Origin of the sequence: Phormidium tenue FACHB-1050 (assembly GCF_014696925.1) — a bacterium.
Taxonomy (GTDB): Bacteria; Cyanobacteriota; Cyanobacteriia; order Pseudanabaenales; family Pseudanabaenaceae; genus Pseudanabaena.
In genome coordinates, this window is sequence record NZ_JACJQY010000027.1 from 15,883 (window position 1) to 36,100 (window position 20,218).

A 20,218-nucleotide genomic window follows, 5' to 3' on the forward strand; every position below is an offset into this window, starting at 1 on the left:
TGGCATTTCCAGCGCCGAAGGCGCTGGAAATGCCAAAATCGGTTTTTTGAAAGCCCGCCAACGGCGGGCTCTCAAAAAACCGATTTTTATAATGAGAATTGCTGGATGGGAGGTGATATGCAAAAATGATATAACCATTTACCCTTAAACAAAGCCATAATTTGCCAGAAGATTATGATGTGGAAGATCGTGATTTGCTGACAATCTATGTATAAAAAAGTCTTTTCATTAAATTAAGCAACCAGAAATCTTGCCACTGAGTAGTAACAATCATGAATGAAGATGAAACTAGACAACGCCTAAATCTGGAAATGGAGACGATGAGTGTCAATAAGCTCACAGAATTGGGAAACCTTGCCGTCTCCATGGGCTTAATTGCTGGGCATGGATTTCATGGGGGTAAATATGAGATTTTGCGACAGGGAGAGGCGATTTTGCTACCAGTTAACGAGGCGGAAACCTATCTGGAGCAAATCATCAAAACGGTAACTTAAGAAGTATGATCGTATCGCCCCATACCACTATCACCACCAAGTGGCTCAAGCAAAGTCAACAGGATCTATTTTCAGCGATCGCCAAGATCCGCTCAACTTTAGAGCAGAAAATTGCGATAAAAAAAGGTGAGATTTTAGAAGAACCAGTTGCATCTAATCTTCTAAACCGCCAACTTGATAGTCATCTGCAACGACTATGTGAAAATTTTAGTCTTTCGGATTTTGAAAGAGATGTGCTACTGCTATGTGCAGGTATGGAATTTGATCCAAACTGGGGAATGCTTTGTGCTGAAATTGCCAATGACTCCAAACTAGCCTATCCCACTTTTAGTCTAGCGATGTCGCTCCTAGATCATGCCGATTGGTCAGCCCTCTCTCCAGCCGCCAATTTACGTCGATGGCATTTAGTGGAAATCGGGGCAGGGATTGCGCTGACATCTAGTCCCTTGCGAATTAATGAACGGATTTTGCATTATTTAATGGGAGATCAGCATCTTGATGAACGCTTACTCAAACTGTTAGAACCTGTAGTTGCTAATTCTGTCCAGATTGATTCTCATCAACAAATCATGAAACAGGCGATCGCTACTTGGGTAAATGCTTCTGATGATGACGGATTAGAAGTTCTACCAGTTTTGCAACTCTGTGGCGAAGATGTAGCTAGCAAAATGGCGATCGCGGTTAATGTTTGTCTAGATCTAGGATTAAACCTCTATAAAATACCTGCCAGCCTGCTGCCCCATGATTTAAGTAATCTTCAGCTTATTGCTCAGCTATGCGATCGCGAATATACGCTGAATGAAATGGCGCTACTACTGGACTGCGATCGCGATGAAGCTCCTAATCAAAATCAAGATATGGCGATCGGCTATCTGACCGAAATTCTGCGATGTCCGATGATTATTAGCAGTCAAACCCGTCGCCGCCAACACCAACGGACAATCATCACCTTTGATGTGCAATCTCCTTCCATTAATGAGCAGCAAACACTGTGGGAAGAATCTCTACGCGATCTAGATATCGACACCAAAGATTCACTCAATGGTTCCATTCATGAACTCGTCTCTTATTTCAATCTTTCACCCACGCATATTTACAACGCTTCTCTCAAAGCCAAAAGCTCACACCATCTACAATCCAACCACACCTTCCATCAAACACTTTGGAATGCCTGCCGCGCTCAATCACGTCCCCGACTCAATGAACTTGCTCAAAGCGTGGAAACAACTGCGACTTGGGACGATCTGATTTTGCCATCTAAGGAAAAACTTGTGCTGCATGACATTGCCGCCCATGTACGTCAACGCTTAACGGTCTATGAAAAATGGGGATTTGCTGGCAGAAGTCGGCGCGGATTGGGAATTAGCGCTCTGTTTGCAGGTACAAGCGGCACTGGTAAAACGATGGCGGCGGAAGTTTTGGGCAATGAATTACAGCTTGATGTCTATCGGATTGATCTCAGTTCAGTAATCGATAAGTATATTGGTGAAACCGAGAAAAATCTCAAACGTATTTTTGATGCTGCGGAAGGTGGTGGCGTGATTCTCCTCTTTGATGAAGCGGATGCTCTCTTTGGCAAGCGCACCGAGGTCAAGGACAGTCACGATCGCCATGCTAATGTCGGGGTTAGCTATCTGTTACAAAGGATGGAGGCATATCGCGGCTTAGCCGTACTCACCACTAATTTGAAAAACTCCCTCGATCAAGCGTTTTTGAGACGCTTACGTTTTGTGATTCAGTTTCCCTTTCCCGATGCGGAGCAACGTGCTGAAATTTGGCGTAGAGCTTTTCCTGAGAAAACACCCATACTGGATCTGGATTATGTGAAACTTGGTAAACTCAGTGTTGCGGGTGGTAATATTCGCAATATTGCCCTTAACTCAGCTTTTATTGCGGCGGATCACAATGAAGCTGTACAGATGAAACATATTTTGCAAGCTGCAAAAATTGAGTATATTAAACTCGAAAAACCAATGATGGATGCGGAGATAAAAGGATGGGTATAGGCAAAACGGCGATCGCTATTTCCGCTCTCATCGTCATCACGACAGCGACATCCGTATGGGCTGCTAATCAGAGCCATGTCGAGCAACTGATCAAAACTAAAGAATGCTCAGAATGTGACCTGCCCGATGCCAGACTTGCAGGAGCCGATTTGATCAATGCCAATATTCGGGATGCTGACCTTCGCAAAGCTGATATGCGTGGGGCAAAGTTGGATGGTGCGAAGTTTATGCGAGCGAATATGCTGGGGGCGGATCTACGGTTTGCGCTGTTGTCGGGAGCCGATTTTTTAAATGCTAATTTGCTTGAAGCCAAACTCGAAGGCGCAAATCTATTTAGAGCAAATTTCAAATATGCCAATCTCGAACGCGCTATTCTCAATCAAGCTTCTCTAAAAAATGCGGATTTACAATTTGCGAAACTAATTAGCGCCAAAATCGACGGTGCTAATTTTGAAAATGCCAATTTAGGACTAGCTGATTTGGAAAAGGCTGATCTCACTAATTCGCGTCTCAAACGTGCCAATCTTCGCCGCGCCAACTTTAGTGAAGTGAATTTGACTAGAGCAAATCTAGAAGGAACTAGTTTACAAGGAACAACTTTTGCAGGAGCAAATTTATTCCATACCGATTTGCGATCGAGCAAAATTGATAGTGATACTTTTTTTGATCCAAAGTGGTTTCTGGTTTGGAAAATTGTCAATCAGCGTGTTGATGGTCAAACTCTAGTGGCGGCGGATTTGTCGGGTGGGAATTTTGAGAAGGCGAACCTCGCGGGGGTTAATTTAGAAGATGCAAACTTCACTCAAGCCTATCTATTCATCACGAACCTCAGACGCAGTAATCTAGTGCGTGTCAAGTTTAATGATGCGAATCTCCGCTATGCCGATTTAACCAAGGCAAATCTTACGGAAGCTGACTTTAAAGGAGCGCAACTTTCCGATGCAAAGCTAGAAGGAGCGAATCTCCGACTTGCCAATTTGCGAGAAAGCATTATCAATGAAGAAACAATTCTCGATCGCAAGTGGCGTGTAGTTTGGGAAATCGTCAATCGTGGTGGTGAAGATCGCAATCTTAGGGGCTTTGATCTATCTGGTGCGAATTTGCGTTTAGCAAGGTTGCGAGGAGCGCAGTTAGTGGATGCCGATATCAGTCAATCAGATTTACGTGGCGCAGATTTTGTCGGTGCAAATTTACAAAGAGCCAATTTCTCAGGCGCGAATCTCACGGGTGCGAACTTGCGGGGCGCGGTATTGCAAGGGGCAAATTTTTGTGGAGCGACGATGTCCGACGGAACTGTAGGGAAATGTAAGTAAACGTGAATATCGAGAAGTGAGTGGATCGTGCAACTGATGGTACGATTCTGATGGATGTTAACTTTGACTCTTAGCTCTCCAGATTTCTATGGCTCGAAAAACTAACACCTCTAATCCTGCGACTTTGCCTTCTAAAAGTGATCTTGGACTATCTGACCTACGAGTGCGTCTCAACTTCTTGGAAAAGGAAAATGATAAACTGATCAAACAAATTGAGTCTAGCCGTACTAAATTAAATAAGCTGAACGATAGCATTCAAGACGTGGGGCTTCAAATCGCGCAACGTATCGCTCCATTTCGTCAGAAAATACTGGAACTCGATCGCCAAATTCATGAGGTATTCAAGGAAATCTTTACTGGACGGAAACTAGGTAAGAAATCGCGTAAAGATATTGAGTCGGTTTACTACCATCTCCAAGCAGATGGTCTGATTAGTCCTCAGCAAATTCCCTTGGAGCAAGATGAGATTGAGGTTGATGAGTCTGAGGATGACAATTGGAACAACTATAAAGGACAGTCTCATCATGAAGTTACGGAAGATCTCAACAAGCCTGATCGCGATGAACTAAGAAAGGTTCGTCAGCTTTTTTTACGCTTAGCTGAGAACTTTCATCCTGATAAGGTTACTGATGCAACTGAGAAGGAATACCGCACTGAGATTATGAAAGAAATTAATCTGGCTTATCAAAATGCTGATTTAGCTAGACTTTTGGCGATCGAAAAACAGCAAGAGTTAGAGACAATAATTGATCGCGACAGCTCTGACGATCTGACCCGTCATTGTGCCAAGGTAGAGTCGGAAAATGCTTTTCTCAAAGAGCAACTTGCAACTATTAAACAACAACTAAAACTCACGAAAAAGACTCAGCAAGGTGAAATGACCGCTGTTTTTAAGAAGATCACTAAGTATGGTGGCGATCCTATTGGGGAGGCTTTGCGTGAGGTGGAGGCTCATGTTGATGTCGTTGAACAGCTACATAAGTTTGTGCTTGATTTCCGCGATCGCCGCATTACTATTCAAGAGTTTTTGAGAGGTCCCTCTGCGCTGATGCAGCAACAAATGTCGGAGGAAGAGTTGATGCTAGAATTTCTATCGCAATTTCAGTAATATAGCAAAAAAAGAGTTCGCTAGTACAAACCAAAAACCCAGAATAGAGTGGCGGCGTTTCGTGCTGCCACTCTATTCTGGGTTTTTATATCCTAAGAAAAACTTGTTTTGGTACGCTTTCCTAATGGAAGTTAGGAGGACGTTTGTATTTTTGTGAGACATCTATCTTTTGGCGTTTGGGAGGGAACCACGATCGCCAAACCCAAACTAAAATATTTTCAAGCATTTCGGCTAGCTCGATCGCAGCCTTGCTTACCTTTTGCAAAGGGGATAACTGGCGAGATGGACGGCTACGGTTTGGGGAAGATGCTTTTGAAGGTGGCTTCGTAGCGACTTTGCGAGTTTGAGAGGAACGCCGATCGCGATTTGGTGGGTTTTGGTCGGAGTCTGAAGGCGATCGCTGTAATCTATTTGCAACATTTTTTGGTGGAGGCGATTGGCGGTAGCTTTGTTGTGCTAGATGGGTTTCGAGTTCAGTATGAGTAGGGATGTTGTAGAAATCAGCATCGGTTTCGTAAATCTCGACGCGGCGCTTGGGGAAATTGGGTAAATCTATTGGGGATTTAGGTATATCGAGTATAGGCTGTTCGCTTAATAGTTCCGCAACTGGTTCTTGTTGGGGAACTTCTTCTACTAAGCCCTGCAATGTCCAATTGCGTTCCGCCTTCGCGCCACCAAGTCGTAAGCAATTTCCTGCATGATCGAGAACTAACGCTTTACGTCCACCCTTGGGGCGTAATCCCCGACCGAGCATTTGCAAATGGAGCGCCACGGATTTCGTAGGACGACAGAGTTGAATCACTTCGATTTCGGGAACGTCAAAGCCTTCGGTGAACAAATTGACATTGCAAAGTACTCTGGTTTCACCACCACGAAAGCGCTCGAGGATGGCTTGACGCTCTTTGGGAACAGTCTCGCCATCAATATGTTCAGCAGCAATGCCTGCGCTTCGGTAGCGTTCGGCGATCGCTTTGGAATGGTCTAGATTAATTGCAAATACGACACAACGTTTTTGATGGGCATGGCGCAAATATGCATCGACGGCACAACCAGCCACATAGCGGCGATCAATACGTTCTGCTAAGTCAGCCGAATTAAAATCGCCCCCTGCAATCCGAATCCCTTCTTCTGTGGGTAAAAAGCTTTCAGGTGCAAGCACATCATAATCTGCTAGAAATCCGCGCCAAATCAATTCAGCTACAGAAGGTCCTACTATCAATTCTTCGTAAAGGCGATCAAATCCTCTACCATCTAGTCGAGAAGGTGTAGCTGTCACACCCAAAATTAAGGCTTCAGGAAAGTAGCTCAAAATCTTCAAATAGCTTGGTGCTAAGGAAAGGTGAGCTTCGTCCACAATTACGAGGGCGATCGCAGCTAAATCTATTTCTTGTTTTTCGAGGCGTTTCACTAAGGTTTGCACGGAAGCACATTGCACGGGATGCTCTAGGTGCATGGGCTGATTGGCTTTGATGATGCCCACAGGGGATCGCAGTGTTTTCTCTAGGGTGTTTTTTGCTTGCCAGAGCAATTCTTCGCGATGAACTAATAGGAGAACACGCTGATGGCGATCGTAAAAATGTTTGGCAAGTTCGCTAAAGGTGCGGGTTTTGCCTGAGCCTGTGGGCATTGCTAGCAAGAGTGCCCGCTTGCCTAGCCGCCAAGTCGCATAAATCTCGTCGATGACCCGTTTTTGATAGTCTCGTAACTCAGACATCGCACGCCTCAAAAAAATCTTTAGTATTATGCCAGAAGTTTCTCAAAACACATCAAGGATTTTTTTGCCCTAGCAGTTATACCAATTCACAAAAGTGTGGCAACACTTTTGTGAATTGGTATAACTGCAATGTAAGTTTTGCTTAGGACAAATCAAAACCCAAAAGATGAGTGGCGGCGCGAAGCGCCGCCACTCATCTTTTGGGTTTTGATTTGCATTTTTTTTGTCTTCATGAAATGGACGTTTCCGCACCTGTCTACGATTAGCTGACCACTTCTCATTGCTATACAATATATTTTCTGTGCTGATATTTAAAAGCTTTGTGGATTATGGGAAATCAACGACCGATCGCTGTAGATTTATTTGCGGGTGCGGGCGGTATGACGCTTGGCTTTGAACAAGCGGGATTTGATGTACTTGCATCTGTGGAGATTGATCCCATTCATTGCGCCACCCATGAGTATAATTTCCCAATGTGGACTGCGATTTGTGCCAGTGTTACGGAAATATCAGGTGATGACATTCGGCAAAGATCAAAAATAGGCGATCGCGAGGTTGATGTAGTTTTTGGGGGGCCACCTTGCCAAGGTTTTTCGATGATGGGAAAACGCGCCTTTGACGATCCGCGAAATCAATTGGTTTCACATTTTATGCGTCTAGTTAAAGAACTAAATGCTAAATACTTTGTGATGGAAAATGTGAAAGGTTTAACTTTAGGCAATCACCGACAGTTTTTAGATGAAGTCATCGAGAATTTTGAAGAGAATGGCTATCATATAATTAATCCTTACAAGGTTCTTGACGCTTCTCATTTTGGTGTGCCTCAACATCGCGAACGATTATTTCTAATTGGTTGTCGCCAAGGTTTAAAGCTTCCCAATTATCCTTCACCAATTACTAAGCCAGCTAAAGCAAAACGAATTCCCAAGGAGCTTGTTGGTTTACCTGATAGTCCAACAGTTCGTGATGCGATCGCAGGGTTGCCAGATATTTCTCAATATTCTGAGTTAATGACACAGGATAATTTCCAAGTGGAATTTGGACAATTCAGTGAATATGTAAAGCTGATTAATAATTTTAGTGAATCCAACTTTGGTTATCAAAGAGAATATGACAAAAAATTATTAACTTCTAGCCTGATGTCAAAACATCAGGAAACATCAATACAACGTTTCAGGGATACGATTCAGGGTGAAGTAGAAAGCATTAGTAGATTTTATAAGCTGGCTTTAGATGGAATTAGTAATACCTTGAGAGCAGGAACTCCAAGTAATCGTGGTGCATTTACTGCTCCTCGTCCAATACATCCGATTACTCCAAGATGTATAACTGTTCGAGAAGCTGCAAGATTACATAGCTACCCAGATTGGTTTCGCTTTCATAAGACAATTTGGCATGGTTTTAGACAAGTTGGTAATTCAGTACCGCCGCTTTTAGCGAAAGCTGTAGCTTCCCAAATTATTCAAGTAATAAACCTTTCATGTACTTTAAATGAAGAGTTATACACTTTAGGTGAAGAAAAATTATTGCAATTTAATATGAGGGCAGCATCTCTGCACTATAAAGTTAGTTCAAATACTATTGAACCACGATCAAAAAAGCTCTTTAGTAAACAATAAATAAAAGCGATCGCCTATTAATTAATAGGCGATCGCTTTTTCCAATTATTAATAATTCAGAAAGAAATTAAATCGAACTCACGATTACAAAACCGAGAACACCAATGAAAATGACGAGAGCATAGAATTGCGCTTTGCCATTTTCAAAGTACTTCAAGCCTTCGCCAGTTACCACTGTCACAAAACCAGCAAGGTTAACTACACCATCAACGATTTTGGCATCGACTTCTAGCACTTGACGAGCTAATCGGCGAGAGCCAACCACGAAGATCATGTTGTAAATTTCATCGATGTACCATTTGTTCTTTGAGAGCTTGTAGAGAGGTTCGATAGATTTGGCGATCGCACTGGGATCGATTTTCTTTTGCATATACATCAAGATTGCAAGAGATATCCCAATCAAACCAATGCCAATCGAACTTCCACCCATCAATAAGAATTCAGGGGTGAAGCCTTCAACAGGAACTTCGGTGATTTTTTCCGATGGTGCATGGATAAAGTACTCGAAGTAGTTACCCAAGGGCGTACCAACTAGACCGATCGCCATCGAAGGAATTGCCAAAGCCATCAGAGGGAAAGTCATGGTGATTGGTGATTCATGGGGCTTGCTAGCATGATGATGTCCATGTCCATCATCAGTTTGAGGTTCTTTACCAACGGAGTTTTCAGCTTTGACCATTGCTAAGAGCTTCTTATCAGTACCACGAAAATCACCTTCAAAGGTGGTGAAGTACATGCGGAACATGTAAAAAGCAGTGATCCCCGCCGTAGCAAAGCCGATCGCCCAAAGAGCAGGATTGGCTTTAAAAGTGGAGGCAAGAATTTCGTCCTTTGACCAGAAACCAGCGAATGGGGGAATACCGCTAATCGCCAGAGTCCCGATGAAGAAGGTAATCGCTGTGATCGGCATATATTTGCGTAAGCCGCCCATCACCCGCATATCTTGAGCCACATCGGGATCATGTCCCACCACTTCTTCCATGCCGTGAATAACGGAACCAGAACCGAGGAACATCATCGCTTTGAAATAGGCGTGAGTCATCAGGTGGAATAAACCTGCACTATAAGCACCCACACCCATACCCATGACCATGTACCCCAATTGGGATACGGTGGAATAAGCCAAGCCTTTTTTGATGTCGTTTTGAGTGATGGCGATGCTTGCGCCTAGAAATGCTGTAAAAGCTCCTGTCCAAGCGATCGTATTCATTACCGCAGGAATTTCTTCAAACACAGGGAACATCCGTGCAATTAGGAATACACCAGCCGCAACCATTGTTGCGGCATGGATTAATGCCGAAATTGGTGTAGGACCTTCCATCGCGTCAGGTAACCATACATGGAGGGGGAATTGAGCAGATTTAGCAGCAGGGCCCATGAAAACGAGAATTGCGAATAGCGTAGCAAGTGCAACACTCAAGGCTCCCGACTCTACTAATTCGCTTAAACGTTCTCCCATTTCGGTGAATTCAAACGTACCAGTTGCCCAATATAGACCAAGCAACCCCAGTAACAGCCCAAAGTCACCAACGCGGTTAGTTACAAATGCTTTTTGACAAGCATCAGCCGCACCTTTGCGATCGAACCAAAAGCCAATTAGCAAGTAGGAACACATCCCCACGAGTTCCCAGAAAATATAAATCTGTACCAAGTTGGGGCTAACGACTAAGCCCAACATGGAGGAGGTAAATAAACTTAGATAAGCATAGAATCTGACATAGCTGGGATCATGAGCCATGTAGCCATCGGTGTAGATCTGCACCAAAAAAGCGACGGTGGTGACGATCACTAACATCAATGCAGTCAGGTGATCAATCACAAATCCCATATTCAGATGAAATGCGCCTGCTTGCGCCCACTCAAAGGTGTAGAGGTAGGGTTCATGCCCTTGGATCTGACTCCAGAGTAAGTTAATTGCCATCACCATTGCGCCGCCTGTGGCGGATACGCTGAGGACAGACCAGAGCGATCGCAATTTATTGGTGGATTTGTTAAAGGTAATCAGTCCTGTGCCGATAATCAGTGCTGCGGCAAGTGGCAGCAAGGGAATCAGCCATGCGTATTGATATGCAAAGTCCATAGGTCGCGTTTGAACGCAAAGTTTATTGTAGAGACGCTTTTAATAGGTTAGTTTACTACAGGGCGCTCAAGAGCGATGTGTTAACCATAAGCATTGTTACTTATATTATGTGAAAAACTTGGAAGAGTTCAATTGTTATTTTGGGTATAGCTTCAAATAGTGTTGCTGCCAAAAGCTATGAAAACTAATTTCACCAGTGCTTTAGTTCTAAGTGCGATAACGTACCAAAGTTCTTAGGAAAGTATTGAAAGTTGGATTTAGAGGGGCTCTGACTTGGTAGTATCTCACTAAAGTCCCAAATATAAATATTTTATCGATACATGGATGAGATAAGAAAATTGCCGCAATATTATATTGAAATGTAGAAGCAAAAAATATTGAGCAGTTAGAGACTTTGGAATGGATAGAACTGTCTGCGCCAGAACAAATGTCAGAAAATATCAGCCCAAAAATCATTTTTTGTTGAGACAAGCAGTGTTCCAAAAGCAGGAAGAGAGAGACATCCGAAGATTAGTATTATCTCATCCCCTTAAGGGTTCTACAATTTAACAAAGAACCGATTTTTGATAGCGCAGCAAAGCAGCGCTATCAAAAATCGGTTCTTTATTTTACGGTGCAGCACTAACCGACGATCTATCTCTAAGATGCTATCTACTTAGATTCTTTCTTCTTCGTAACACTATTAAAATATTCCTTAGCCTTAGTAAAAGCATACTGGAACTTATCGCCAATGGTAGGTTCTGGAAGTACAGCAACTGTAATTTCCTCATCAGGAAATTCCTTCAAACGATAGCCATATTCGAGATTCTCTTTGTAATTCCGTAGGATAGGGTAGAGACGAACTGCTCCCTTGAGTAGAGAATCTTCCTGTTGGAAAATGGCGCGACTAATGAGATTACTGCGTTCCACTGCCATCGAACCCGCAGGAACCCAATCTTTTCCCTTGATGCGAATGTAAATATTGAACTCAGGCAAACCTTTCTCTTTCATCTCGTCGTATTTATTAGCAGCGACTTGATGCTTGTTGGGAGCTTTTTTCTTTTTCTTGGACTGTCCCGTACCTTGTGCGAATCCAGTTGGTTTAGTTACAGGCATAGCTTTACCTTTGATTTTTAAAAATAGTTTTGAAAAATTTGATAGGTGATGCTTTACAGCGCCTATCAAACTTTTTGTAATTATTAAGTACATTTACAAAAGTTTACTTTAGTAGAGGATGCAAGCACAATCATTCTTTAGGCAAACAATTTTCGAGATATTCACTATCAGGCAAAAGTGTTGTCACGCTTTCGTTAATAAAAAAGCCGCCCTAGGGCGGCTTTTTTATTAACCTTCTTTCAATTGGCTAGAGGGTGAATCTAGATCAAAGAGAACTTGTAACATTTGCATGGCGCGGCGGCGCGTCTCGATGTCCTGTTGAGCGCGAAGCTGCACCATTGGATCATGCAAAATTTTATTAATGATGCCGCGAGTCATGCTCTCGATCACATCTTGATGCTTATCAGCAAAATCATTGCCGAGCCGAGATAGCACTTTTTCCATCTCCTGCTCACGGATGATTTCCATTTTTTGACGCAGTTTGCTAATCGTGGGCACAGTCTCAAGCGATCGCCACCAGCTATCAAACTCCGCCACACAACCTTCCAGCAAAATCTCGGCTTGCATCGCCATCTGACGACGACTTTCTTGATTCTCGGCAACTACTGCTTGCAAATCATCAACGTTGTAGGCTCTGGTATTCGGCAACTCGTTGACATCAGAACTGATATTGCGCGGTACAGAAATATCAACGAGAGTCAAGCCAGTGTGATTTGAAGCGATCGCTTCAAGATTTTTGCGGCTCAGAATCACCTCTGTAGAAGCAGTACTCGTAAACACAAGATCAGAAATTGCTACACAATCCAGCATTTGATCTAGTGGACGGATATCGAACTCAGCATTGCTAGTTTCAAATTCCTTAAGCATGGCAGCAGCGCGATCGCGCGATCGATTAACGATCGCAATCTTTTGAGCGCCCTTAGAAATTAAATGCTTGACCAACAGGCGGGACATCTTGCCAGCCCCGATGATCGTAGTGTGTTTATCCGATAAATTTTGCAGCTTAATTTGAGCTAGTTCTACAGCCGCCGAACTAATTGATACTGCACCCGTACCAATTTCAGTTTCAGTACGAACTCGTTTACCTGCTGAAAGCGCCTGTTTAAAAAGTTGGTTGAGAATCCGACCTGCGCCATTGTATTGTTGGGCGAGGCGATGGGTATTTTTGACCTGAGCGAGAATTTGACCTTCACCAAGTACTAGACTATCTAAGCCAGACGCAACTCGCATCAGGTGAGTTACGGCATCTTGGCGGAGCAGAATAAACAGATAACGACGTAGGTACTGTAGAGGTAGTTGGCTAAATTCCGCTAGAAACTGCATAATTTCACGAATACCACCTTCGGCTTCGCTAGTAACTACATACAACTCTAAGCGGTTACAAGTGCTTAAAATTGCAGCTTCTTCAATATTCGGATAGCTCATCAGTTGAGCGATCGCTGCTTCCATGCGATCTTCGGGAATACTCAACTTTTCCCGTACTTCCACAGTCGCCGTTTTATGACTCAAGCCAACAACTGCAATATTCATATCGTAAATGCGTTTCTTATTTAGGACTGGAAATAAATTATCTTATTGGATGAGCTTATCAGGAGATAGCTACCAGTGTAGTAGGTACTTATTACTCCTTAACGTTCTGTAATATAGCTACCACCATTCTTTAAAAACCCCAAAAAAGTAAAGGAAAGCGCGAAGCGCTTTCCTTTACTTTTTTGGGGTTTAGAATTACTAGCACCATAGGTACTAGTAATTCTAACTAAGTTATTAACGCAAATTAATAGTCTTAGGAGCATCACCAGTCAAGTGAATGGTGTCAACAAAGCGAGCAGTCTTCGATTGAGTTGAGATAACCAAAGACTGAGTACGGCAACCACCACCAAAGAAGCGGACACCTTCCATCAATGTACCTGGTGTAATGCCACAGCCAGCAAACAATACATCTTTACCACAAGCTAATTCATTGGCATCATAGACCTTATCGCCATCTTCGATACCCATTTCCTTGAGGCGAGCCAAGTTACCTTCACGAGTCCACTTTTCGCTTTCAGGGGTATTGACTTCAGCAGGGTCATAAACTAGACGACCTTGGAAATGTCCACCCAAGCAACGCATTGCGGCTGCCGAAATAACACCTTCAGGAGCAGCACCAATACCCATCAGAGCATGGATGTTTGTCCCAGCGAAACCACAGCAAATTGCAGCGGATACGTCACCATCACTGATCAAACGGACACGAGCGCCTGCGGCACGGATTTCAGAAATCAAACCCTTGTGACGAGGACGATCCATAACTACGACGACCAATTCTTCGATCGAACGATTTAGACATTCCGAAAGAATTTTCAGATTTTGGGTAGGTGTTTTGCGGATATCGACGTGACCCTTTGCAGCAGGAGGTGCAGCTAGTTTGTCCATATAAAAGTCAGGAGCGCGGAACAAGCCATTGCGTTCAGAAATTGCCAAAACTGCCATCGAACCATTTTGACCATAGGCGACAAGGTTTGTCCCTTCGCAAGGGTCAACAGCGATATCAATTTCTTGTAATTCTTCGATGGTGCAGAACTCAGCAGCATTGGGCTGTGTGCAAATACCTACTTCTTCGCCGATATAAAGCATGGGTGCTTCGTCACGCTCACCTTCACCAATGACGATACGACCACGCATATGAATTTTGTTCATGCGTTCGCGCATTGCTTCAACTGCTGCTTCGTCGGCTTCGTCTTTTTTACCCAAGCCCATCCACCGAGAAGATGCGATCGCAGCCTGTTCAACGACCTCAATAATCTCAAGGCTGATTGTATTATCCATGCGTAGGAATCCTTACTTATCTAAATTTTATAACTATTAAGCCTTTGTTATGCTCTAGAAAATTTCTAGAAACAGAAAACAAAATTAAGTTTAGTTGTGTCTTACTACACAACCTCGTAATTAAGTTTACAGGGCAGAAGGACAAATTAAAACCCAGAAGGAGGAGGGCAACGCAGAGTGTCTTCCTCCTCCTTCTGGGTTTGCTTTGCTAATTTTGGTTAAGAAACGCTTAACACTGGTACGATCTATTGAGTGGGCTTTTCTCTTCTACCCAAACTAATGTATTGCGTATAACTGCTATGTTGCCAGACCATTCTGACCATTCTGTTTTTGCTGATGAGATGCCTAAAAACCTTATAAATCATACCGATTTTGATGATCTAGATCTTAACAATGACATTGAGACGGACAAACCACAGGAAGCTTGTGGTGTTTTCGGGGTACTAGCAGCAGAAGGGGATGTTGCTAAACTTGTATACTTTGGACTATATGCCCTACAGCATCGTGGTCAGGAATCAGCAGGGATTACTGTCTACGATGATCATGGCACGACCCATACTCACAAGGCTATGGGACTAGTTGCTCAAGTATTTAATGAAACGATCCTCTCAGAAATGAAGGGATCTTTAGGGATTGGGCATAACCGCTATTCGACCACAGGCTCGAGTAAAGTTTGTAACGCTCAACCAATTGTCATAAATACGAGACTGGGCGATTTTTCGCTTGCTCACAATGGCAACTTAGTCAATGCCACTGAGTTGCGCGGCGAACTGTCGGCTCAAGGTCATGCGCTCGAATCAACTACAGATTCTGAAGGAATTGCCTTTGCAGTGGGCGAGGCTGTAGAAGAGGGTAAAAATTGGCAAGGGGCGATCATTACAGCTCTGAAGCGATGCCATGGAGCGTTCAGCTTAGTGATGGCAACTCCTAATGCGCTTATTGGTGCTAGGGATGCCTATGGTGTACGTCCTTTGGTGATTGGCAAAACCCCTGATGGTTCCTATGTCTTGTCTTCAGAAACTTGTGGCTTAGATATTATTGGGGCAGAATATGTACGCGAGGTCGAAGCTGGAGAACTCGTGATCATTACCCTAGAAAAAGGTATTGAGTCTTGGCATTGGGAAGAGTCACAACCGAAGCTCTGTGTTTTTGAGATGATTTATTTTGCAAGACCCGATAGTGTCATGCATGATGAAAGTCTCTATACATATAGATTGAGAATTGGGCGAGAACTAGCTAAAGAAAGTTGCGTGGAAGCCGATATTGTAATTGGCGTGCCAGATTCGGGTATTCCCGCGGCGATCGGATTTTCACGAGAGTCAGGGATTCCCTACGGTGAGGCATTGATCAAAAATCGCTATGTGGGACGGACTTTTATTCAGCCCACCCAAGCAATGCGGGAGTCTGGCATCCGTATGAAGTTGAATACGCTTAAGGATGTTTTGCAAGGTAAACGGGTAATTGTGATCGATGATTCGATCGTAAGGGGAACGACGAGTCGTAAAATAGTAAGAGCATTGCGTGAGGCTGGTGCAATTGAGGTACATATGCGTATTTCTTCACCTCCTGTTACTCACCCTTGTTTTTATGGTATTGATACGGACTCGCAAGATCATTTGATCGCAGCGCAAAAATCCGTCGATGCGATCGCCAAACAGATTGAGGTTGATACGCTTGCGTATCTCAGTCACGACGCAATGTTAAAGGCGACACAAATTGATACCACGCATTTTTGCACGGCTTGTTTTACAGGAAAATATCCGATTGAAGTTCCTGATAAACTCAAGCGCACCAAACTTATGCTAGAAAATACGGCAACATGACCAAGATCCTCTTTCATCTCGCATTTCCAGTCAAAGATATTGCAAGCACCAAAGCTTTTTATATTGATGGTTTGGGTTGTTTGGCAGGACGCGAGTCAAGTGACTCGCTGATCATGAGTTTGTATGGTCACCAGTTGGTAGCGCACGTTGTTCATGAATCTCTTGAATCGCAACGTGGTATTTATCCGCGCCATTTCGGGTTAGTATTTTACTCCGAAAATAACTGGATGGCTTTATTAGAAAAAGTCCATGATAAGCGTCTTAAGTTTTATCAAAAGCCAAAAGTTCGCTTTGTGGATACACCATTGGAACATCGAACCTTTTTCTTGGCCGATCATTCAGGCAATATTTTAGAGTTCAAGCATTACAAGTTTGAAACTGCAATTTTTGGTGAGACTGATTTTCACGAAGTTGGTGATGCAGACTTTGCTCAACAGGTTCCTGTAATTACGCATTAGCTGAGAGAAAGTTGCATCGCAACTTTCTCTGAAAACCAAAAAGAGATGGCGCTAGCGCCATCTCTTTTTGGTTGGGGATTAATACCTTCTTTTAATTTTTTACGAAGCATTTGCAATTGTTTTTTCTTTTGGCGTTGGCGTGCTGAGCCACCTTTACCTTTATCGTTTCTACCTTCTTTGCGTGGTGATTCCCATCGCTTTAGTCTTTGGCTCATTACTGTTTTTACCCATGTGATTGAATTTTTTGGAGATAACTTAGCAGTCATTAAACTACGAATTATGAATTGATAATTCATAATTTAATATACTTTAGCTCACATAGGAATTACTATCACTCTTTAGAATGAGCATATATCATAACAAGACGCTTCATTTAGGCTAAATTTCAAGCTAATTTTTGTTTGATTTCTTCAGGATTTCTAAATCCGATCGCGATCGCCTTACCGTCTTTAACAAATAAAGGTCGCTTGAGCAGCATCGAATCCTTGGCATAGGCTTCAATCCATTGAATATGTGACCATGTTTCTTTTTCAGCTCCAAGCGATCGATATGACTGTCCAGAGGTATTTCGCATTACTCTTTCTCCTAATGCATTTACCCATTCAGCGATCACTGTTCGAGTTGGAGGATAGTCTTTAGTGTTAATAAATTCGTAGGCAATTCCTTGATTGTCTAACCAAGCGATCGCTTTTTTGCAAGTCCCACAATTGGGTATGCCATAGACTTGAATAGACATAAATTTACTCAGATTATGACTTTTTAAAAAACACAGAAGTATGAAAGCCCACTCCTTCAGTGGTTTTGGCTATCTATAGCTATTGTATGGCAATAACTTAATAAAGCCCAAATAAAAGGAGGCAAAGCGAAGCACTGCCTCCTTTTATTTGGGCTTAGAGATCGAGGATTGCGATGATCGCACTGAAAAAAGCTTTTAGTCTTAACTATTGCCTTCCACCCAAGAATTATTGGTGCGGCGCGAAGCGCCGCACCAATAATTCTTTGATTTTAAGACTGGGTTTTAAAAACAGAAAATGGCATAGCCATTTTCTGTTTTTGTATAAGACATAGTTACTAGGTTATATTTTTAAATAGTTTGCTGACCCACCACCTTCTAGACATATTCATGAAACCAATCGTCAGTCTTCTACATACCTCTAGCTACGAAACTGCATCACTGATGACAGCACTAGAGGCAGTACTTGCACCCCTAGGAGGTATGTCCAGCATCGTCAAAGCAGGCGATCGCGTTCTCCTCAAGCCCAACTTACTCACAGGCTCACGACCAACCAAAGAATGCACCACTCGTCCCGAATTGGTGTACTGTGTCGCCAAAATGGTACAGGACGCTGGTGGGAAGCCATTTTTAGGGGATAGCCCCGCCTTCGGTAGTGCCAAAGGAATTGCCAAGGCGAATGGCTTGTTACCCCTTGCCGAAGAATTAGGCTTACCAATTATCGAGTTTCATGGCAAACGCTACGCAACCGAGGGCGAAGGTGAACTGCAACATTTGCGTCTCAGTAAAGAAGCGATGGATGCAGATGTGGTGATTAATTTGCCTAAGGTCAAGTCACATATGCAACTGACCCTAACCCTTGGTGTCAAAAATCTATTTGGCTGCGTTCCAGGCAAGATGAAAGCATGGTGGCATATGGAAGCTGGCAAAGATGTCGAACGATTTGCCCAAATGTTGATCGAGACGGCAAGAGCAATTAATCCTGAACTAACAATCCTTGATGGTATTGTCGGACATGAAGGGAATGGTCCTAGCGCTGGTGAACCAAAAGAATTAGGAGTTTTAGCGGCTTCCTGTGATGTTTTTGCACTCGATCGCGTTATGGTGGAGATCCTTGGAGTTAAACCTCTCGATGTGCCGACAGTTGCAGCCGCTATCCGTACAGGACTTTGTAGCGATCTTGATGCTATTGACATCATCGGCGATCCGATCACTCAATTGCAAAGCAGCGATTGGAAACTACCAGAAACGATGATGGCGATCGACTTTGGAATGCCCAGAGTCTTGAAATCGACCTTTAAACATCTCTATATCAAGTTCATCAAAGAACCGCTCAGCACCTATGCCCGCACTTAACAGCCCACCGCTAATCTTAGTGGTCGAAGATGCCCCTGACAACCAAGTTTTGGTGGAACAGGTGTTTCAAGATTCAGGCTATCGCGTCACTTGCATCCAAGATGGTCAATCAGCACTAGATTGGCTAGAAACTAATCATCCTGATCTGATTTTGCTAGATTTATCTTTGCCAGAAATTGATGGATGGGAAGTAGCCCGACAACTCAAAGCGAGCGATCGCACTGCCAATATCCCCATAATTGCGGTCACGGCTCATGCAATGAAAGGAGATAAAGAATCGGCGATCGCCTCTGGTTGTGATGATTATCTGACAAAGCCTTTAGACATTGATTTGTTAGAAGCCTGTGTCAAGCAATGGCTAGATAAGCAATAGGGTTAGGATGTTGCGCTGTAACACTCTACTTTATGCCTAAGCAGCCCAAGACAAAAGACTATACTTATCTATAACTTAGACTAAGATTTAGAAAGAGTTTTAAAATTTCACTTAATAAAATAATCCATTTATTCATCATTATGAGCGATGCTTTGCGTCACTCATATTCATTATTCATCAAATTATCAACTTATTAAATTTAGGAAATTGCTTTATGTCTGGTCGCGTTGGAGTAATGCTATTAAACTTGGGAGGTCCTGAAAAGTTAGAAGATGTCTATCTTTTCTTGTATAACCTATTCGCTGATCCAGAAATCATTCGCCTCCCCTTTCCTTTTTTACAAAAGCCGATCGCCTCACTGATCGCTGCTAGCCGCGCTCCCATCAGTCAAGAAAATTACCGCATGATTGGCGGCGGCTCACCATTACGTCAGATTACTGAGGAGCAAGGTGAAAATATTGAGAACGTTTTGCAGCGTCATGGAGTCGATGCCAAAGTATATGTTGCCATGCGCTACTGGCGTCCCTACACTGAAGAGGCGATCGCCCAAATCAAACAGGATGGCATTACACGCCTTGTGGTGTTGCCTTTATATCCACAATACTCCATCAGCACCAGTGGTTCGAGCATTAAGCAACTCGATGTACTTTGGGAAAATGACCCTGAACTCCAAGCGATCGAGAAAATTACGATTAAGTCTTGGTATGAGCGCACTGGCTATATTCGTGCCATGAATCAACTGATCGATGCGAAATTGCAAGATTTTGCCGAGCCTGAGAATGTGCATATTTTCTTCAGCGCTCACGGTGTACCTGTCAAATATGTGACCAAATACGGCGATCCCTATCAATCGGAAATGGAAAACTGTGTTGACGGGATTATGAAGGCTTTGCGCCGAGACTATCAACGCTATAACGCGCATACCCTCGCTTATCAGAGTCGTGTTGGTCCCGTCGAATGGCTCCAACCCTATACTGAGGAAGCAATTAAGAATTTAGCAAAGCGTGGAGTTAACGATCTTTTAGTTGTGCCGATTAGTTTTGTGTCGGAGCATATTGAGACATTGCAGGAAATCGATATTGAGTATCGTGAAGTTGCAGAAGAAGCGGGGATTCACAACTTTGATCGCGTTCCTGCTCTAAATAGTCATCCAATTTTTATCAATGATCTTGCGGAATTGGTAATGGAATCACTCGGTACAACTAAAGCTGCTGCGATCGCGGCTTAAAAGAGAAAGG

General features: G+C 43.3%; 17 protein-coding genes. 10 read left to right on the plus strand and 7 right to left on the minus strand.

Annotation, left to right across the window (positions count from 1 at the left end; all coding sequences use genetic code 11):
• Window positions 1-272 precede the first annotated feature (272 nt).
• The 4 genes from H6G05_RS15800 (at window position 273) to H6G05_RS15815 (ending at window position 4,921) form a co-directional block, all read left to right on the plus strand.
• Window positions 273-494, plus strand: coding sequence for a hypothetical protein (locus H6G05_RS15800; protein ID WP_190579206.1), 222 nt, complete (start codon window positions 273-275; stop codon window positions 492-494).
• 5 nt (window positions 495-499) lie between these two features.
• Window positions 500-2,500 carry an ATP-binding protein gene (locus H6G05_RS15805; protein ID WP_190579208.1) on the plus strand — a complete coding sequence of 667 codons (2,001 nt, stop codon included), beginning with the start codon at window positions 500-502 and terminating at the stop codon, window positions 2,498-2,500.
• Window positions 2,491-3,813, plus strand: a complete 1,323-nt coding sequence (locus H6G05_RS15810) for a pentapeptide repeat-containing protein (protein WP_190579210.1) — start codon at window positions 2,491-2,493, stop codon at window positions 3,811-3,813. Before H6G05_RS15805 ends, H6G05_RS15810 begins: the two co-directional genes overlap by 10 nt.
• Before the next feature lie 88 nt (window positions 3,814-3,901).
• On the plus strand, window positions 3,902-4,921 hold the full coding sequence (locus tag H6G05_RS15815; protein WP_190579212.1) for a J domain-containing protein: 1,020 nt from the start codon (window positions 3,902-3,904) through the stop codon (window positions 4,919-4,921).
• Window positions 4,922-5,042: 121 nt separating this feature from the next.
• Here H6G05_RS15815 and H6G05_RS15820 read toward each other — a convergent pair whose 3' ends face one another.
• Window positions 5,043-6,635 carry a DEAD/DEAH box helicase gene (locus H6G05_RS15820; protein ID WP_190579214.1) on the minus strand — a complete coding sequence of 531 codons (1,593 nt, stop codon included), beginning with the start codon at window positions 6,633-6,635 and terminating at the stop codon, window positions 5,043-5,045.
• 329 nt (window positions 6,636-6,964) lie between these two features.
• On the opposite strand from H6G05_RS15820, the gene H6G05_RS15825 reads away from it, so the two are divergent.
• On the plus strand, window positions 6,965-8,254 hold the full coding sequence (locus tag H6G05_RS15825) for a DNA cytosine methyltransferase (RefSeq protein ID WP_190579216.1): 1,290 nt from the start codon (window positions 6,965-6,967) through the stop codon (window positions 8,252-8,254).
• 67 nt (window positions 8,255-8,321) lie between these two features.
• Here the strand turns inward: H6G05_RS15825 and H6G05_RS15830 are convergent, their stop codons facing one another.
• The 4 genes from H6G05_RS15830 to glpX form a co-directional block, all read right to left on the minus strand.
• The gene (locus H6G05_RS15830) at window positions 8,322-10,334 is read right to left on the minus strand and encodes an NAD(P)H-quinone oxidoreductase subunit 5 (RefSeq protein WP_190579218.1); all 2,013 of its coding nucleotides are present in this window, start codon (window positions 10,332-10,334) and stop codon (window positions 8,322-8,324) included.
• Window positions 10,335-10,985: 651 nt separating this feature from the next.
• Window positions 10,986-11,429 carry an HHL1-like protein gene (locus tag H6G05_RS15835; RefSeq protein ID WP_190579220.1) on the minus strand — a complete coding sequence of 148 codons (444 nt, stop codon included), beginning with the start codon at window positions 11,427-11,429 and terminating at the stop codon, window positions 10,986-10,988.
• Between the two features lie 228 nt (window positions 11,430-11,657).
• Window positions 11,658-12,959: a glutamyl-tRNA reductase gene (locus H6G05_RS15840; protein WP_190579221.1), complete on the minus strand. Its 1,302-nt coding sequence runs from the start codon at window positions 12,957-12,959 to the stop codon at window positions 11,658-11,660.
• A 234-nt stretch (window positions 12,960-13,193) separates the two neighbouring features.
• A complete protein-coding gene (glpX, locus tag H6G05_RS15845) occupies window positions 13,194-14,237 on the minus strand; it encodes a class II fructose-bisphosphatase (protein WP_190579223.1) in 1,044 nt (347 codons plus the stop codon).
• A 341-nt stretch (window positions 14,238-14,578) separates the two neighbouring features.
• On the opposite strand from glpX, the gene purF reads away from it, so the two are divergent.
• Together purF and H6G05_RS15855 are read left to right on the plus strand one after the other, a co-directional pair.
• On the plus strand, window positions 14,579-16,060 hold the full coding sequence (gene purF / locus H6G05_RS15850) for an amidophosphoribosyltransferase (protein ID WP_199310589.1): 1,482 nt from the start codon (window positions 14,579-14,581) through the stop codon (window positions 16,058-16,060).
• Window positions 16,057-16,518, plus strand: a complete 462-nt coding sequence (locus H6G05_RS15855) for a VOC family protein (protein ID WP_190579227.1) — start codon at window positions 16,057-16,059, stop codon at window positions 16,516-16,518. The genes purF and H6G05_RS15855 overlap by 4 nt, the downstream gene beginning before the upstream one ends.
• Here H6G05_RS15855 and H6G05_RS15860 read toward each other — a convergent pair.
• Both H6G05_RS15860 and H6G05_RS15865 read right to left on the minus strand, forming a co-directional pair.
• Entirely contained in the window at window positions 16,515-16,784 is a 270-nt protein-coding gene (locus H6G05_RS15860) for a hypothetical protein (protein ID WP_242025570.1), read from the minus strand. The two genes, H6G05_RS15855 and H6G05_RS15860, sit on opposite strands and share 4 nt — an antisense overlap.
• A gap of 119 nt (window positions 16,785-16,903) precedes the next feature.
• Entirely contained in the window at window positions 16,904-17,254 is a 351-nt protein-coding gene (locus tag H6G05_RS15865) for a Spx/MgsR family RNA polymerase-binding regulatory protein (protein WP_190579229.1), read from the minus strand.
• Between the two features lie 387 nt (window positions 17,255-17,641).
• Here H6G05_RS15865 and H6G05_RS15870 point away from each other — a divergent pair, with 387 nt between their 5' ends.
• The 3 genes from H6G05_RS15870 to hemH all read left to right on the plus strand — a co-directional run bounded on the left by H6G05_RS15870 (window position 17,642) and on the right by hemH (window position 20,208).
• Complete coding sequence (locus tag H6G05_RS15870) at window positions 17,642-18,607, plus strand: DUF362 domain-containing protein (RefSeq protein WP_190579231.1); 966 nt, start codon at window positions 17,642-17,644, stop codon at window positions 18,605-18,607.
• Window positions 18,594-18,980: a response regulator gene (locus H6G05_RS15875; RefSeq protein ID WP_190579233.1), complete on the plus strand. Its 387-nt coding sequence runs from the start codon at window positions 18,594-18,596 to the stop codon at window positions 18,978-18,980. Before H6G05_RS15870 ends, H6G05_RS15875 begins: the two co-directional genes overlap by 14 nt.
• Window positions 18,981-19,194: 214 nt before the next feature.
• On the plus strand, window positions 19,195-20,208 hold the full coding sequence (gene hemH / locus H6G05_RS15880) for a ferrochelatase (protein ID WP_190579235.1): 1,014 nt from the start codon (window positions 19,195-19,197) through the stop codon (window positions 20,206-20,208).
• Window positions 20,209-20,218: the final 10 nt, after the last annotated feature.

Coding starts and splice junctions, on each gene's coding strand:
- H6G05_RS15835 (WP_190579220.1), bottom strand. CDS start 11,429: ATGCCTGTAACTAAACCAACTGGATTCGCACAAGGTACGGGACAGTCC.
- H6G05_RS15830 (WP_190579218.1), bottom strand. CDS start 10,334: ATGGACTTTGCATATCAATACGCATGGCTGATTCCCTTGCTGCCACTT.
- purF (WP_199310589.1), top strand. CDS start 14,579: ATGCCTAAAAACCTTATAAATCATACCGATTTTGATGATCTAGATCTT.
- H6G05_RS15865 (WP_190579229.1), bottom strand. CDS start 17,254: ATGTCTATTCAAGTCTATGGCATACCCAATTGTGGGACTTGCAAAAAA.
- H6G05_RS15810 (WP_190579210.1), top strand. CDS start 2,491: ATGGGTATAGGCAAAACGGCGATCGCTATTTCCGCTCTCATCGTCATC.
- glpX (WP_190579223.1), bottom strand. CDS start 14,237: ATGGATAATACAATCAGCCTTGAGATTATTGAGGTCGTTGAACAGGCT.
- H6G05_RS15875 (WP_190579233.1), top strand. CDS start 18,594: ATGCCCGCACTTAACAGCCCACCGCTAATCTTAGTGGTCGAAGATGCC.
- H6G05_RS15840 (WP_190579221.1), bottom strand. CDS start 12,959: ATGAATATTGCAGTTGTTGGCTTGAGTCATAAAACGGCGACTGTGGAA.
- H6G05_RS15820 (WP_190579214.1), bottom strand. CDS start 6,635: ATGTCTGAGTTACGAGACTATCAAAAACGGGTCATCGACGAGATTTAT.
- hemH (WP_190579235.1), top strand. CDS start 19,195: ATGTCTGGTCGCGTTGGAGTAATGCTATTAAACTTGGGAGGTCCTGAA.
- H6G05_RS15870 (WP_190579231.1), top strand. CDS start 17,642: ATGAAACCAATCGTCAGTCTTCTACATACCTCTAGCTACGAAACTGCA.
- H6G05_RS15825 (WP_190579216.1), top strand. CDS start 6,965: ATGGGAAATCAACGACCGATCGCTGTAGATTTATTTGCGGGTGCGGGC.
- H6G05_RS15800 (WP_190579206.1), top strand. CDS start 273: ATGAATGAAGATGAAACTAGACAACGCCTAAATCTGGAAATGGAGACG.
- H6G05_RS15805 (WP_190579208.1), top strand. CDS start 500: ATGATCGTATCGCCCCATACCACTATCACCACCAAGTGGCTCAAGCAA.
- H6G05_RS15860 (WP_242025570.1), bottom strand. CDS start 16,784: ATGACTGCTAAGTTATCTCCAAAAAATTCAATCACATGGGTAAAAACA.
- H6G05_RS15855 (WP_190579227.1), top strand. CDS start 16,057: ATGACCAAGATCCTCTTTCATCTCGCATTTCCAGTCAAAGATATTGCA.
- H6G05_RS15815 (WP_190579212.1), top strand. CDS start 3,902: ATGGCTCGAAAAACTAACACCTCTAATCCTGCGACTTTGCCTTCTAAA.